Origin of the sequence: Microbacterium marinilacus, assembly GCF_019753765.1 — a bacterium.
In the GTDB taxonomy this organism is placed as follows: Bacteria; Actinomycetota; Actinomycetes; order Actinomycetales; family Microbacteriaceae; genus Microbacterium; species Microbacterium marinilacus.
The window spans coordinates 303,307-317,800 of sequence record NZ_JAIJZW010000002.1; the positions used below are offsets into that span (position 1 = coordinate 303,307).

At 71.6% G+C, this 14,494-nt stretch carries 13 protein-coding genes and 1 tRNA gene; 7 read left to right on the plus strand and 7 right to left on the minus strand.

Features of this window, described 5'->3' with window-relative positions:
* The first annotated feature begins 85 nt into the window (after positions 1-85).
* The 7 genes from K5S26_RS04885 to K5S26_RS04915 all read left to right on the plus strand — a co-directional run bounded on the left by K5S26_RS04885 (position 86) and on the right by K5S26_RS04915 (position 7,792).
* Positions 86-1,612: an MFS transporter gene (locus tag K5S26_RS04885; protein WP_246603596.1), complete on the plus strand. Its 1,527-nt coding sequence runs from the start codon at positions 86-88 to the stop codon at positions 1,610-1,612.
* 79 nt (positions 1,613-1,691) lie between these two features.
* A complete protein-coding gene (locus tag K5S26_RS04890) occupies positions 1,692-2,744 on the plus strand; it encodes a 3-isopropylmalate dehydrogenase (RefSeq protein ID WP_221856516.1) in 1,053 nt (350 codons plus the stop codon).
* A 46-nt stretch (positions 2,745-2,790) separates the two neighbouring features.
* On the plus strand, positions 2,791-3,900 hold the full coding sequence (locus K5S26_RS04895) for a branched-chain amino acid aminotransferase (RefSeq protein ID WP_221856518.1): 1,110 nt from the start codon (positions 2,791-2,793) through the stop codon (positions 3,898-3,900).
* 132 nt (positions 3,901-4,032) lie between these two features.
* Positions 4,033-4,806 (plus strand): fumarylacetoacetate hydrolase family protein, encoded by a 774-nt coding sequence (locus K5S26_RS04900; RefSeq protein ID WP_221856519.1) that lies wholly within the window; start codon positions 4,033-4,035, stop codon positions 4,804-4,806.
* Positions 4,803-6,071, plus strand: coding sequence for an MFS transporter (locus K5S26_RS04905; protein WP_221856522.1), 1,269 nt, complete (start codon positions 4,803-4,805; stop codon positions 6,069-6,071). The genes K5S26_RS04900 and K5S26_RS04905 overlap by 4 nt, the downstream gene beginning before the upstream one ends.
* 45 nt (positions 6,072-6,116) lie before the next feature.
* A complete protein-coding gene (gene gltX, locus K5S26_RS04910) occupies positions 6,117-7,631 on the plus strand; it encodes a glutamate--tRNA ligase (RefSeq protein ID WP_221856524.1) in 1,515 nt (504 codons plus the stop codon).
* Positions 7,632-7,720: 89 nt separating this feature from the next.
* Positions 7,721-7,792: transfer RNA gene (locus K5S26_RS04915), tRNA-Gln, on the plus strand.
* Between the two features lie 86 nt (positions 7,793-7,878).
* Here the strand turns inward: K5S26_RS04915 and K5S26_RS04920 are convergent.
* From K5S26_RS04920 to K5S26_RS04950, 7 genes are read right to left on the minus strand one after another with little or no spacing between them, the layout of a single operon-like run.
* On the minus strand, positions 7,879-8,298 hold the full coding sequence (locus K5S26_RS04920) for a DUF6389 family protein (RefSeq protein ID WP_221856526.1): 420 nt from the start codon (positions 8,296-8,298) through the stop codon (positions 7,879-7,881).
* An 18-nt stretch (positions 8,299-8,316) separates the two neighbouring features.
* On the minus strand, positions 8,317-9,171 hold the full coding sequence (locus tag K5S26_RS04925) for an ABC transporter ATP-binding protein (protein WP_372454383.1): 855 nt from the start codon (positions 9,169-9,171) through the stop codon (positions 8,317-8,319).
* Positions 9,168-10,250: a FecCD family ABC transporter permease gene (locus tag K5S26_RS04930; protein WP_308122765.1), complete on the minus strand. Its 1,083-nt coding sequence runs from the start codon at positions 10,248-10,250 to the stop codon at positions 9,168-9,170. Before K5S26_RS04930 ends, K5S26_RS04925 begins: the two co-directional genes overlap by 4 nt.
* On the minus strand, positions 10,247-11,320 hold the full coding sequence (locus K5S26_RS04935; protein ID WP_308122766.1) for a FecCD family ABC transporter permease: 1,074 nt from the start codon (positions 11,318-11,320) through the stop codon (positions 10,247-10,249). Before K5S26_RS04935 ends, K5S26_RS04930 begins: the two co-directional genes overlap by 4 nt.
* The gene (locus tag K5S26_RS04940) at positions 11,317-12,234 is read right to left on the minus strand and encodes a siderophore-interacting protein (RefSeq protein ID WP_221856527.1); all 918 of its coding nucleotides are present in this window, start codon (positions 12,232-12,234) and stop codon (positions 11,317-11,319) included. Before K5S26_RS04940 ends, K5S26_RS04935 begins: the two co-directional genes overlap by 4 nt.
* Positions 12,231-13,313, minus strand: coding sequence for an ABC transporter substrate-binding protein (locus K5S26_RS04945; RefSeq protein WP_221856529.1), 1,083 nt, complete (start codon positions 13,311-13,313; stop codon positions 12,231-12,233). Before K5S26_RS04945 ends, K5S26_RS04940 begins: the two co-directional genes overlap by 4 nt.
* Positions 13,313-14,389, minus strand: a complete 1,077-nt coding sequence (locus K5S26_RS04950; protein ID WP_221856531.1) for an iron-siderophore ABC transporter substrate-binding protein — start codon at positions 14,387-14,389, stop codon at positions 13,313-13,315. Before K5S26_RS04950 ends, K5S26_RS04945 begins: the two co-directional genes overlap by 1 nt.
* Positions 14,390-14,494 lie beyond the last annotated feature (105 nt).

Below are 14,494 nucleotides of genomic sequence, written 5' to 3' on the forward strand. Positions count from 1 at the left end.
CAGCCTCTCATGCCCGGCATCTGCCCATCTTGAGCAGTTACTATACCAACCAGACGGTACAGTAATGAGTGGAGCGAGGAGCACCATGTCGCACGCGACGACGATCGAGCAGACCGGACGCAAGGCCGGATGGCGCGGCTGGGTGGCGCTCGTCGCCCTGATGCTGCCCGTGCTCCTGGTCTCGGTCGACAACACCGTGCTGAGCTTCGCCCTGCCGGGGATCTCGGCCGATCTCGAGCCGACCGGTGTCGAGCAGCTCTGGATCATCGACGCGTACTCCCTGGTGCTCGCCGGGCTGCTCGTCACCGCCGGGTCGCTCGGCGACCGGTTCGGGCGGCGCCGCATGCTGCTCATCGGGGCCACCGGGTTCGCCGTGGTGTCGACGCTCGCGGCGTTCGCGCCCAGCGCCGAGCTTCTGATCGCCGCGCGCGCGGCGCTGGGCGTCTTCGGCGCCCTGCTCATGCCCTCCACGCTGTCGCTGCTGCGCAGCATCTTCACGCACCGTGACGAGCGGCGTCTCGCCCTCGCCGTGTGGGCGACGATGTTCTCGGCGGGCGCCGCACTGGGCCCGATCGTCGGCGGCGTGATCCTCGAGCACTTCTGGTGGGGCGCGGTCTTCCTGCTGGCGATCCCGATGCTCATCCCCATGCTCGTCCTCGTGCCGCTCGTGGTTCCGGAGAGCCGAGACCCGCGACCGGGCCCGCTCGACCTCGTGAGCGTCCTGCTGTCGATGGCCGCCACCGTGCCCGTCGTCTACGGGATCAAGGAGCTCGCGGTCGCAGGGCTCGGCGGCCCGTCGCTCGTGCTGTTCATCGTCGGAGGCGTCTTCGGCTGGCTCTTCGTCCGTCGGCAGCGCCGGCTGGCGGTGCCGATGCTCGACATGGCGCTGTTCCAGCGGATGGGCTTCACCGGCGCGATCCTGGTCAACCTGCTGAGCGTCACCGCCCTCGTCGGCTTCCTGTACTTCGGTGCGCAGCACCTGCAGCTGATCGTGGGGCTGAGCCCCGTGCAGGCGGGCCTCGTGCTGGTGCCGGGCATGGCGGCGATGATCGTCGCCGGGATCGGGGTCGTCCCGATCGCGCGGCGCGTGGCGGCGCGCGTGGTGATCCCGTCGGCCCTCGTGCTGTCGGTCGCCGGCTACCTGCTGGTGGCGTGGGGCGGCGCCCACGACCTCGGGGTGCTCATCGTCGCGTTCGCCGTGCTGGGCATGGGCATCGGGGCGGCCGAGACGGTGTCGACGGACCTCGTGCTGACGAACGCACCGCCCGAGAAGGCCGGCGCCGCGAGTGCCGTGTCCGAGACCGCGTACGAGCTCGGGGCCGTGCTCGGCACGTCCATCCTGGGCGGCATCCTGACCTGGTGGTACCGCGCGAACCTCGTGGTGCCGTCCGGCATCCCCGCCGAGGGCGCGGAGGCCGCACGGGAGACGCTCGCCGCCGCGATGCACGTCGCCGACCAGGCGGGCGGCACCGTGGGGGAGGCGCTGCGTGAGGCGGCCGCGGTCGCCTTCGACGGCGGGGTCGTCATGACGTCCCTCATCGGCGCGGCGCTCGTGGTCGTCGCGGGCATCGTCGCGGCCACTACGCTGGACAGGCGCCGGGAAGGCGCGTGACGTCGTCCCTCCCGTGCCGGCGCCGGTGCCTCCGGTGCGAGCAGATCCGGTGCCCCCGGCCCGAGCAGAAGGAGAGTCGATGACGCGGACCGTGAAGCTGGCAGTGATCCCGGGAGACGGCATCGGCCCCGAGGTCGTCGCCGAGGCCGAGAAGGTGCTCGACGCGGCGACCGCCGGCTCGGACGTCGTCTTCGACAAGACCCGGTTCTCGCTGGGCGCGGGGCGCTACCTCGAGACCGGCGACACGCTGACCGACGACGATCTGGCCGCGATCAAGTCGCACGACGCGATCGTCCTGGGCGCGGTGGGCGGCGTGCCCGGCGACCCGCGTCTCAAGGACGCCAACATCGAGCGCGGCCTGCTGCTGAAGCTGCGCTTCGAGCTCGACCACTACGTCAACCTGCGCCCCTCCAAGCTGTACCCCGGCCAGCCCGGTCCGCTCGCGGACCCGGGCGACATCGACTTCGTCGTCGTGCGCGAGGGGACCGAGGGGCCGTACGTCGGCAACGGCGGATCGATCCGCCGCGGCACGCCGCACGAGGTCGCGAACGAGACCAGCGTGAACACCGCCTACGGCGTGGAGCGCGTCGTGCGGTTCGCGTTCGAGCTCGCCGAGCGCCGCTCGAAGCGGCTCACGCTCGTGCACAAGACCAACGTGCTGGTGAATGCCGGATCGCTGTGGCAGCGCACGGTCCAGGAGGTGGCGATTGGACATCCCGACGTCGCCGTAGACTATCTGCACGTCGACGCGGCCACGATCTTCCTGGTCACGAACCCGGGTCGCTTCGACGTGATCGTCACCGACAACCTCTTCGGCGACATCCTCACCGACCTGGCCGGCGCCGTCACAGGCGGGATCGGGCTCGCGGCCTCCGGGAACATCAACCCCAGCGGCGAGCACCCGTCGATGTTCGAGCCCGTGCACGGCTCGGCGCCGGACATCGCCGGCACGGGAACCGCCGACCCCACGGCGGCCATCGGATCCATCGCGCTGCTGCTCGACCATCTCGGGCTGCGCGACGAGGCGGATCGCGTCTCACGCGCGATCGAGGACGACATCAGCGAGCGGGGCGCCGAGCCCCGCACCACGGCACAGGTCGGCGACGCGATCGCCGCCCGTCTGCAGGCGTAGCCTGGGCGCAGCCCCTCGTCTGCCGGAACCCGAGACAGGACACGACATGACCGACACCACGCTCTCCGAGCCCGACGCAGCCCTCGCCCCGCTCGAGTTCGCCGTCACGAAGAACCTGGCCGCGAAGTCGCCGGCCGTCCGCGAAGAGATCCTGCGAGACCCGGGCTTCGGCACGCACTTCACCGACCACATGGTCGACGTCTGCTGGTCGGCCCGCGGCGGGTGGCATCGCCCGCGCGTGCAGCCCTACGGTCCGATCAGCCTCGACCCGGCCGCCGCCGTGCTGCACTACGGCCAGGAGATCTTCGAGGGCATCAAGGCGTACCGTCACGCGGACGGCGGGATCTACACGTTCCGTCCCGAGCAGAACGCCCTGCGCCTGCAGCGCAGCGCCCGCCGCCTGGCGCTGCCGGAGCTGCCGACGTCGTACTTCCTGCAGTCGCTGCACGAGCTGATCGCGGTCGACGGCGGCTGGGTGCCGTCCGGCGAGGACCAGAGCCTCTACCTGCGTCCCTTCATGTTCGCCAAGGAGGCGTTCCTCGGCGTGCGCCCCGCGAACAAGGTCGCCTACTACCTGATCGCCAGCCCGGCCGGTTCGTACTTCACGGGCGGCGTGAAGCCGGTGAAGATCTGGCTGTCCGAGACGTACCAGCGCGCGGCGAAGGGCGGCACGGGCGCGGCGAAGACCGGCGGCAACTACGCCGCGAGCCTGCTGCCGCAGGCCGAGGCCTACGAGCAGGGCTGCGACCAGGTCGTCTTCCTCGACTCCGACGGCAACATCGAGGAGCTCGGCGGCATGAACATCCTGTTCGTGAAGAAGGACGGCACGCTCCTCACTCCGTCGTCCGACAGCATCCTCGACGGCATCACGCGCAACTCGATCCTCGAGCTCGCGCGCGACCGCGGTCTCACGGTCGAGCAGCGCGCGGTGTCGCTCGCCGAGTGGCGCGAGGGCGTCGCCTCGGGCGACATCACGGAGGTGTTCGCGTGCGGCACCGCCGCGGTGATCACGCCGATCGGCGCGCTCAAGGCCGCCGGCTTCGAGGACGAGCAGCCGATCGGCGAGCTCGCCCTGTCGCTGCGCGAGGAGCTCACCGACATCCAGACGGGCCGCCGCGAGGACACCCGCGGCTGGCTGCACCGGCTCGACGCCTGACGCGATCACATGTCTCCGTTCGGCAGGGGATCAGGGCGTCGAACCCTGCCGAACCGAGACCTGGTCCTCGCGGCCGCCATCGGGCGGCGGGCATGCCCGGAGGCGAGACGTCGTCGTCTGTAGGCTGAAGCGGTGAAGATCGCTCGCTTCAGCCACAACGACACCATCCGCTACGGCATACTCGACGGCACCGATCTGGTCGTGCTGGCGGGGGATCCGATGTTCGCGGGCTTCGACACCAGTGGTGAGCGCGTGCCGCTGTCGGATGCGGCCCTGCTGGCCCCGGTCATCCCGCGCTCCAAGGTCGTGTGCGTCGGGCGCAACTACCGGGACCACGCGGCGGAGCTCGGCAACGACGTGCCGAAGCAGCCGCTGCTGTTCTTCAAGCCGAACACGTCGGTGATCGGACCCGGCGACTCGATCGTGCGCCCGCCGCAGACGCAGGACACCCAGTGGGAGGGCGAGCTCGCCGTCGTGATCGGCCGCATCGCCAAGAACGTCAAGGCGGAGGACGCGCTCGACTACGTGTTCGGCTACACGATCGCCAACGACGTGACCGCGCGCGACCTGCAGAAGCCCGACGGGCAGTGGGCGCGGGCGAAGGGCTTCGACACGTTCTGCCCCCTCGGCCCCGCGATCGAGACGGACTTCGACTACACGAAGGGCGAGGTCATCACGCGGCTCAACGGCGAGGTGAAGCAGCAGGCGCCGTTCAGCGACATGATCTTCGACATCCCGTTCCTGCTGGAGTACGCCTCGGCGGCGTTCACCCTCCTCCCGGGGGACGTGCTGCTCACGGGCACTCCGGCCGGCGTCGGGCCGTTCCAGGCGGGCGACACGGTGGAGGTCGAGATCCCCGGCCTCGGCGTGCTGCGCAACACGGCGCGCGACGCGCTGACGGCGTGACCGCGGAACCCGCCGCCCCGGCGATCGAGGAGGTCGCGCGGATCCAGTCGCGCACCGTCCGCGTGCTGGCGGCGGGCCAGGTGCTGGGCGGCGTGTCGTTCGGCGCGACGGTGTCTCTCGGAGCCCTGCTGGCCGCCGATCTCTCGGGGCAGGAGTCGCTGTCGGGCTTCGCCACCGCGTCGGTGACGCTCGGCGCGGCCCTGTGCGCGATCCCGCTCGCACGCCTTGCCGGTGCGCGGGGGCGCCGCTTCGCGCTCACGCTCGGCAACGTCTTCGCGCTGATCGGCATCGCCGTCGTGATCACCGCGGCGGCCGTGCGCTCGTTCCCGCTGCTGCTGGTCGGCGTCGTCCTGATCGGGGCGGGGAACGCGGGCAACCTGCAGTCGCGCTTCGCGGCGACCGACCTCGCCGCGCCGGCGCGTCGCGGGCGCGACCTCGGCACCGTGGTGTGGGCGACGACGGTCGGCGGGGTGCTCGGGCCGCTGATGATCACGCCGGGGGAGATCCTCGGCGGAGCCATCGGCATGCCGCCGCTCACCGGCGCCTACCTGTTCTCGATCGTGGCCCAGGCGGCCGCGCTCGCCCTGTATCTCGTCGCCCTGCGGCCGGATCCGCTCGTCCTCGCCCAGCGCATCGAGCGGGCGTCGACGAGGGTGAGGGCTGCCGGTGTCGACGCGGACCGCCCCGTCGCGGCGCGCTACGCGATGTTCGCGGTCGCGGCGTCGCACGTCGTGATGGCGTCGGTCATGGCGATGACGCCCGTGCACCTGTCGCATCTCGCCGTCGGCGGTCCGGCGGGGCACGGCGACCACGCCGACCCGACGGCCGTGACGCTGCTGGTGGGCATGACCATCGCGCTGCACGTCTTCGGGATGTACGGCGCATCGCCGCTGTTCGGCTATCTCGCCGACCGGATCGGGCGCGTCCCCACCGTGCTCGTGGGCCAGGGGCTGCTGGCGGTCTCGCTCCTCGTCGCCGCCGCGTGGCCCGACGCCCAGGTGGCGGTCGTGGTCGCGCTGTTCCTGCTTGGGCTGGGCTGGAGCGCGGCGACCGTGGCGGGGTCCGCACTGCTGACCGAGAGCACGCCGCTCGCGCTGCGGCCGCGCCGCCAGGGCCTCAGCGACACCGCCATGACCGCCTCGGCGGCCGTGGGCGCCGTGCTGGCCGGTCTGGTGCTCGGCGCGTTCGGGTACGGCGTGCTGGCGCTGTTCGCGCTGGTGCTGGTCGCGGCCACGACGCTGCTGTCGCCGCTCGGCCGGCGCTGACCCCGGCGCCGGTGGCGCGCGGCGCCGGCAACTAAGCTGGTGTGGATGTCTTCTGCACCTGATCCCCGCACCACGACCGCGACCGGCGCCGACGTGCGCGTGCGGTTCTGCCCCTCGCCGACCGGCCTGCCGCACGTCGGCCTGATCCGAACCGCGCTGTTCAACTGGGGCTATGCGCGCCACCACGGCGGCAAGCTCGTGTTCCGGATCGAGGACACGGACGCCGCGCGCGACAGCGAGGAGAGCTATCAGCAGCTGCTCGATGCGCTGCGCTGGCTGCACATCGACTGGGACGAGGGCGTCGAGGTGGGCGGCCCGCACGCGCCGTACCGGCAGTCCCAGCGCACCGAGCTGTACCTCGAGGTGCTCGAGAAGCTGAAGGCATCGGGAGCCGTGTACGAGAGCTTCTCGACGGGCGAGGAGATCGACGCCCGCAACGAGGCGAGCGGCCGCGCCAAGCAGCTCGGTTACGACAACTTCGACCGCGACCTCACGGACGAGCAGAAAGCCGCCTTCCGCGCCGAGGGGCGCCAGCCGGCGCTGCGCCTCCGGGTGCCCGACGAGGACATCACCTACGTCGACCTGATCCGTGGCGAGGTCACGTTCCCCGCCGGGTCGTTCCCCGACTTCGTGATCGTGCGCCCGAACGGCGCGCCGCTGTACACGTTCGTGAACCCGGTCGACGACGCGCTCATGGGCATCACGCACGTGCTGCGCGGGGAGGACCTGATGCCGTCGACCGCGCGCCAGCTCGTGCTGTACGCGGCACTGGTCGACGCGGGCATCGCCTCGTTCGTGCCCCGGTTCGGCCACATGCCGCTGGTGCTCGGCGACGGCACCAAGAAGCTGTCGAAGCGCGACCCGCGCGCCGACCTCTTCCTGCACCGCGACCGCGGCTTCATCCCTGAGGGGCTGCTCAACTACCTCGCGCTGCTGGGATGGTCGATCGGCCCCGACCGCGACATCTTCTCGCTCGACGAGTTCGTCGCGGCCTTCGACATCGCCGACGTGAACCCGAACCCCGCCCGCTTCGACCAGAAGAAGGCCGAGTCGATCAACGGCGACCACATCCGCATGCTCGCCCCGGACGACTTCGCCGCGCGCATCGTCCCGTACCTCGCGAAGGCCGGCGTCGTGGGGGAGGAGCCCACCGACGCGCAACGCACCCTGATCGCGGCGGCGGCGCCGCTCATCCAGGAGCGCCTCCCGCTGCTCGGGGATGCCCCCGGCCTGCTCGGCTTCCTGTTCGCCGACGACGTGTCGTACGACGACGACGCGGTCGGGGCTCTGCCGGACAACGCGGCCGAGGTGCTGAACGCATGCGTCGCGGCGCTGCAGCTCGTGCCCGCCGACGAGTTCCGCGCCGAGGGCGTCCAGGCGGCGCTCTCGACCGCGCTGATCGACGGCCTCGGCCTCAAGCCGCGGGTCGCCTACGGCCCGCCGCGCGTCGCCGTCTCCGGCAGGCGCGTGTCGCCGCCCCTGTTCGAGTCGATGGAGCTGCTCGGCAAGGACGCGACCCTGCGCCGCCTGGCCGCGCTCGTCGAGCGGCTGACCGCATAGGGCGACACGCCATGGTGCGGGGCCCGGTTTGGACCGTCCCGAGGAGTCGGGTAAGCTAGACCCTCGGTACGGCTTCGGCCGGTAGCCATTGGGGTATGGTGTAATTGGCAACACGGCTGATTCTGGTTCAGTTGTTCTTGGTTCGAGTCCAGGTACCCCAGCTTCAAGAAAACCCCCGGTCGATCCGGGGGTTTTCTGTTTCCGACGGCGCGGCGGCTCGTGCCCTCTTCGCCGGTCGCGGGCCTGCTCAGTCGAACCCGGCGGCCCCGATGCGCCAGAACCCGTCGGGCGATCCGGTCGGGATCAGCGGCTCGATCCACGCGGTGACGGCCTCGACCACGGCGTCCTCCAGGTCCTCGTGCGACCACCCGTGCGGTCGAGACGGCACGTCGGGCTCCCAGCCGGTCTCCGTCCAGACCACCTCGAAGAGGTGGCGGTCGTCGTCGAAGCGACGGTCGAGGGCGAAGGCCTCGCGGCCCTCGAAGCGCGCCCAGACGTCGAACGGGCCCTCGCCGTCCTGATCGAGGAACACGTCGACGACGATGCCGTCCACACCCTCGCCTGCGCCGCGCGCCGTTTCGTCGAAGCGTGCGAGTCGTTCGGCGGTCTTCTCCGAGCCGGCGGCGAGGATCCGGCGCACGGCGGCACCGTAGTCGTGCGTGTCCATGGCCTCACCGTATCGGCGTCAACCGGCCGCCGGTCCCGATCGCAGCACGCGGCGGGGGATGACGAGCGGGGTGCCGGTCTCGGGGTCGGGCTGGATCACGCACGGCAGGTCGTAGACCCGCTCCACGAGCTCGGCCGTCAGGACCTCGGACGGGTCGCCCGAGGCCACCACCTCGCCGTCCTTCATCACGATCAGGTGATCCGCGTACCGGGCGGCCTGGTTCAGGTCGTGCAGCACGACGACGATGGTGCGCTGCAACTGCGAGCGCAGCGTCTCGAACAGCTCGAGCAGCCCGTACTGATGGGAGATGTCGAGGAACGTGGTGGGCTCGTCGAGCAGCAGCACCGGCGTCTGCTGGGCGAGCGCCATGGCGACCCAGACGCGCTGGCGCTGCCCACCGGAGAGCTCCTCCACGAGGCGGCCCGACAGGTCCGACGTGCCGGTCGCCTCGAGCGCCGCCGTCACGGCCGCCTCGTCCTCCGTCGACCAGCGGTCGAACATGCCCTGATGGGGGTGGCGGCCGCGGGCGACGAGGTCGGCGACACGGATGCCGTCCGGCGCGAGCGACGACTGCGGCAGCAGCCCGAGCCGCGTGGCGAGCCGCTTGGTGGGCATCGCGTGGATGTCGGTCCCGTCGAGCAGGATCGCGCCGTCCGCGACCGGCAGAACCCGCGCGACGGCACGGAGCAGGGTCGACTTGCCGCACGCGTTCGGCCCGATGATCGCGGTGTACGACCCCCGCGCGACGGCGATGTCGACGCCGTCGACGATGATGCGCTTGTCGTAGCCGGCGCGGACGTCGATCGTGCGGAGGGCCGCGGTGTCGTCCTCGGGGACGGCGTGCGGGTCGGTGGCGGGCGTCATCGTGGTCATGTCCTTCTCCGGAACTCCGAGATCAGCAGCCAGGCGAGATAGGCGCCGCCCAGCGAGACGGTGACGACGCCGACGGGCATCCCGACGCGCTGCGCGAGCACGTCGGACGCGAGCAGCGTGAACGCTCCCACCACCGCCGAGGGCACCAGCAGCAGGCCCGAACCGCGCACCAGGCGCCGCGCGATCTGCGGAGCCGCGAGCGCGACGAACGAGATGGGGCCGGCGGCCGCCGTCACCAGAGCGGTCAGCGCGACGCCGAGCACGACCGCGGCGGCGCGCACACGGTTCGCGGGCAGGCCGAGCGACCGGGCCGCGTCGTCGCCGAGCTCCAGCTGCCGCAGGCCCGGCGCGAGCGCCGCCAGCGCGGCCAGCATCACGGCCAGCAGCGCGACCATGGGCCAGAGCTGCTCGTGGCCGAGAGCGTTGAACGACCCCGCCGCCCAGACCGCGGCGAGCATCGCGGTGTCCACGCTCACCGACAGCATGAGCGCCGAGTTCAGCGACGACAGCAGCGCCGCGACGCCGATGCCCATGATGATCAGCCGGAACGACTGCACCGATCCGTTGCGCGTCGCCAGCAGGTACACGACGGCGGCGGTCACCACGCCGCCGACGATCGCTCCGGCGGCGATGTCGAGGTAGCGCGTCGAGCCGAGCAGCAGCATCACCGCGATGGCGCCCGTGTACGACCCGGACGAGAACCCGATGATGTCGGGCGAGCCGAGCGGGTTGCGGGTGAGGGACTGGAAGATCGCTCCCGAGACGGCGAGAGCCACGCCGCACGCGATCGCGAACAGCGCACGGGGCAGCCGCCAGCCGACCACCAGCATGCGCGCCTGGTCGTCGGCGGTGCCGAGCAGAGCGCCGATCACCTCGTCGAGCGGCACGGGATAGGTGCCGAGGCCGAGCGAGACGACGCCCAGCACGACGGTGGCGATCACCAGCGACGCGCAGATCGCGAGGGAGCGCGCGCTCAGCAGGGCGGACACCCGCGGCAGCCGCAGCGCGACGGCGCGGTAGCCGTGATCCAGGCCGTTGCCCGCCACGCGCGTGCCGCGGTCGTGCACCGGGGCGGTCACAGGCCGCTCACCGTCCTCCGCCGCGCGAGCAGGATCAGCACCGGCGCCCCGACGATGGCGGTGACCAGGCCGACCCGCAGCTCGCCGCTCGGCAGGATGATCCTGCCGACGACGTCGGACAGGAGCAGCAGCACGGGGGACACCACGATCGTGTAGGCGAGGATCCAACGCTGGTCGGGGCCGACGAACCAGCGCACCACGTGCGGGACCATGAGGCCGACGAAGCCGATCGGCCCGGCGAGGGCGGTGGCCGTGCCGGCCAGCAGCGTCACGGCGAGGATCACGACCACGCGGATGCGGCCGGTGCGCACGCCCAGCGCCGCGGCGAGCTCGTCGCCGAGGGCGAGCGCGTTGAGCGACCGCGACACGGCGAGCCCGAGCACCAGCCCCACGAGGATCAGCGGCGCGAAGGACAGCACGATGTCGAGCTGCCGCCCCCCGATCGCCCCGACTCCCCAGAAGCGCATGTCGTCGAAGGCGTCACGGTCGCCCAGCACGATCGCGGTCGTCAGCCCGCCGAGCACGGCGCTGATCGCGACACCGGCGAGCGTGAGCTTCGCGGGCGTCGCACGTCCGCCGCCGACCGCGCCGAGCGCGTACACCATGACCGTCACCGCACCGGCGCCGAGCAGCGCGAACCAGACGTAGCCGAGCGGTGCGGCAAGCCCCAGGAAGCCGACGGCCAGCGTCACGGCGAACGTCGCACCCGCGTTGACGCCCAGGATCCCCGGATCGGCGAGGGGGTTGCGCGTGTACGCCTGGATGAGCGCCCCGCACATGCCGAGCGCCGGTCCGACGACGAGGCCCACGACGGTGCGCGGCACCCTCAGCTCGAGGATCATCACGTGCTCGTCGACGTCGGCGTCGTACGACCACAGCGCGTCCCAGATCGTCGGCAGCGAGATCGCCCTGGCCCCCACGCCGATGCTCAGCAGGACCACCACCGCCAGCACCGCGATCGCGAGCACCAGGCCGGCGAACCGCAGCGAGCCGCTGCGAGCGACCCCGGCGTGCTCGCCGTGCTCCTCCTGCGCGCGGGACGTCACGGCTCCCGCCGGGGTGCCGCTCACAGTCCGGCGGCCTCGTAGAGTCGCTGGACCTCGTCGACGATCTCCTCGGTCTCGCGATCGCTGTCGTACAGCTCCCGCACGCGGTTGTGGAACTCCTCGCCGAGCGCGTCGTACCGCTCCCGCCACTCCTCGGCCCGGTCCGTCCAGTAGCCGACGATCTTGTACGCGTCGGCGGGCAGCGAGCGCTCACGGCGCAGGTGGGTGCGGATCTCGCGGGTCACGCGGGTCTCGGAGGCCACCCAGACGTACGCGTCGTCGGCGACGTCGGCGCGGCGCACGGCCGCGGCGAGCTCGCTCGGCGCGTGTCCGTTGCCGGTGCCGCGCAGCCACACGATCTCCGCGGCGTCCCCGGGCGCGTCGGGGAGCAGCTGGTGCTCGGTGCCGCGCACCTCGAGCACGAGCGTCGTCGGCACGTCGGCGGCGGTGAGCTCGGCGATCCGCAGAGCCGCGGGCAGAGCGGGCTCGTCGGCGACGAGGATCTGCCGACGAGCCCAGACGGGACGGTCGTAGAGCGCCTTCGGCGGGTTCACGCCGACCTGCTGGCCCGGTCGTGCCTGCGCCGCCCACGCGGCGGCGATGCCCCCGTCGTGCTCGACGAAGTCGATGTCGACCTCTCCGGGGCGGTGGGCACGGATCGTGTACGTCCGCATCTCCGAGGGGGCGACGCCGTCGGCGAAGTCCCAGCCGCGCTCCGTCGCGAACGGCAGGCGCACGTCGTCCTCCGGCCGGTCGGGGAAGAACAGGCGCACGTACTCGTCGCCCACGCTCGTCGTCGGATAGTCGTGCATGTCGTGCCCGCCGAGCGTGATCCGCAGCATCCCGGCGCCCACGCGACGCGTCGCGGTGACGATGCCGAGGTGGATGCGCGGCGCGTAGTCCTCCGGCAGGCCGGGGTAGTAGGTCGAGGCGCTCACCCGGCGCTCCGCACGACGGCGCCGCCGTCGACGGCTGCCGACAGATCGTCGAGGTATCCCTGCTCGATCATCCAGGGAATGGTGATCGGCGTGGGGCCGTTCGATGCGCTCACGATCTTCGTGTTCTCCAGGATGAGATAGTTTCCGTTCGCCATGGGCTCCCACCGGGAGACCAGTGCGTTCTCGAGAGTTGTGGCGGTGTTCTCCGGGGAGCTCGACCAGTACAGGACGACGTCCGTGTCGATCGTGTCGAGCTCCTCCAGGCTCACGCCCCCGTACCAGATGCCCTCCTCATGGTCGGCCGTGGCGGACTCGAGGCTCGGGCTGTCCAACAGGCCGAGCGAGCGGTGGAAGACGACCCGCGGATCGTCGGAGATGTACAGGGCGAGCTCGGTCCCGCCGTCCTGCCCGAGGGTCAGGCTGTACACGAATGAGGTCCCGTCCAGCTCCGGGTGCTCGGTCAGGGCGTCCGCGAGGACGGCCTCGGTCTCGTCGATCACGTCCTCGGCCTTCTCGCCCTCGCCCAGAGCCGTCCCGACGAGCCGGGCGAGGTCCTGCCATGTGCCGTAGATGTAGGGCTGGTCGGCGTGCGCGACGGTTGGCGCGATCTCGGTCAGCCGCTCGTACTGAACCTCTGTGAGGCCGGAGGTGGGGGCAAGGATCAGGTCGGGCTGCAGAGCGAGGATCTGCTCGTAGTCGGGGCCGTCCTCGGTCGCGGTGATGAGCGCCGGCAACTCCTCCTGCATCTCCTGCTCGATGTAGGCGCGGGTCCACACGTTGTAGCCGTCGGCGTCACCGCTCCAGGTGTTCTCCGGGATGCCCACCGGGACGATCCCGAGCGATGCGATGACGTCGGCGGTGGAGCCGCCGAGCGTGACGATCCGCTCGGGCTCGGCCGAGATCTCCGTCTCTCCGTAGACGTGCTCGATCGTGACAGGGAAGCTCGCGTCCGCGGCGACGGTCTGGTCGCCGGAGGTCCCGGACGCGTCCTGTCCGGCGTCCGCCGTGCAGCCCGCCGCGGCGACGGCCACGCTCGCGAGCACGGCGAGCGCCGTGGCGCGGGTGCGTCGGGGCGCCATCAGTCCGCCTCTCGCACGACGGCGCCGCCGTCGATCGCGGACGAGATGTCGTCGATGTAGCCCTGCTCGATCGCCCACGGGATGCTCAGCACGTCGGGGCCGCTGGTGGCCATGCCGAGCGTGGTGTCCTCGACGATGTAGTAGCGCCCGTCGGCGATCGGATCCCAGCGCGAGAACACGGGGTGGGTCTGCGTGTACTCCGTGTCCTGGGGGCCGTTCGACCACGCGACCACGACGTCGGCCTCGACGGCGTCGAGCTCCTCCAGGCTGAAGCCCGTGTAGAAGACATCGGAGTCCAGGCCCTCGCTCGCGGCGGCGAGGGCGGGACTGTCCACCATGCCGAACTCGTGGAGCAGCGAGACCCGGGGATCCTCGGTGATGTATGCCGCGATCTCGGTGGAGCCCTCCGAGAGCGTGAGGCTGTAGATGAAGGAAGATCCGTCGAGGTTCGGATGCTCGGACGCCTCTGCGTCGACGGCGGCCTCCGTCTGCGCGATCAGTTCAGACGCCTTCGCCTGCTCGCCCAGGATCTCGCCGATGACCTCCGTGTGCTCCTGCCACGTGCCGGCGGTGAACGGCCGCTCCAGGTACGCGACCGTGGGGGCGATCTCGCTCAGCCGCTCGTACTCCGCCTCGGTGAGGCCCGAGTAGACGCCGATGATGACGTCGGGCTGCAGCGCGAGGATCTGCTCGTAGTCTGGGCCGTCCTCGGTGAACGTGATGACCTCCGGCATCTCCGCCCCGAGCTCGTCCTCGACCTGGTCGCGGAACCACGGGGTGAACCCCTCCTCGTCGCCGCCCCAGGTCTCGGGAACGCCCACCGGAACGACGCCGAGCGCCGCGACGATGTCGTGGTTCATCCAGCTCAGCGTGACCACGCGCTCGGGCTTCTCCGGGATGACCGTCTCGCCGAGGGCGTGCTCGACCGTCAGCGGGAAGGTCCCCGACGCCTGTCCGCCGTCGGCGGCGGCCGAGGTCTCGGAGGCGCCGGGATCGGCGGGGGCGGAGCAGGCGGAGGCGGTCAGGGCGATGGCGGCCAGCAGAGCGATGGCGCCGGAGCGGCGGAAGGAGGGCATGGGACCTCTCAGGGACGGTGCGGGGAGGGGAGATCGGCAGCCAGGTAAGGCATGCCTTATCTCAGGCTAGGGAGCCGATGTTGTCGCGGGCAGACAGGTGGTGTC

Excerpts from the sequence above, each read along its gene's own strand:
- K5S26_RS04885 (WP_246603596.1), top strand. The coding sequence starts at position 86 with ATGTCGCACGCGACGACGATCGAGCAGACCGGACGCAAGGCCGGATGG.
- K5S26_RS04890 (WP_221856516.1), top strand. The coding sequence starts at position 1,692 with ATGACGCGGACCGTGAAGCTGGCAGTGATCCCGGGAGACGGCATCGGC.
- K5S26_RS04895 (WP_221856518.1), top strand. The coding sequence starts at position 2,791 with ATGACCGACACCACGCTCTCCGAGCCCGACGCAGCCCTCGCCCCGCTC.
- gltX (WP_221856524.1), top strand. The coding sequence starts at position 6,117 with ATGTCTTCTGCACCTGATCCCCGCACCACGACCGCGACCGGCGCCGAC.
- K5S26_RS04920 (WP_221856526.1), bottom strand. The coding sequence starts at position 8,298 with ATGGACACGCACGACTACGGTGCCGCCGTGCGCCGGATCCTCGCCGCC.
- K5S26_RS04925 (WP_372454383.1), bottom strand. The coding sequence starts at position 9,171 with ATGACCACGATGACGCCCGCCACCGACCCGCACGCCGTCCCCGAGGAC.
- K5S26_RS04945 (WP_221856529.1), bottom strand. The coding sequence starts at position 13,313 with ATGGCGCCCCGACGCACCCGCGCCACGGCGCTCGCCGTGCTCGCGAGC.
- K5S26_RS04950 (WP_221856531.1), bottom strand. The coding sequence starts at position 14,389 with ATGCCCTCCTTCCGCCGCTCCGGCGCCATCGCTCTGCTGGCCGCCATC.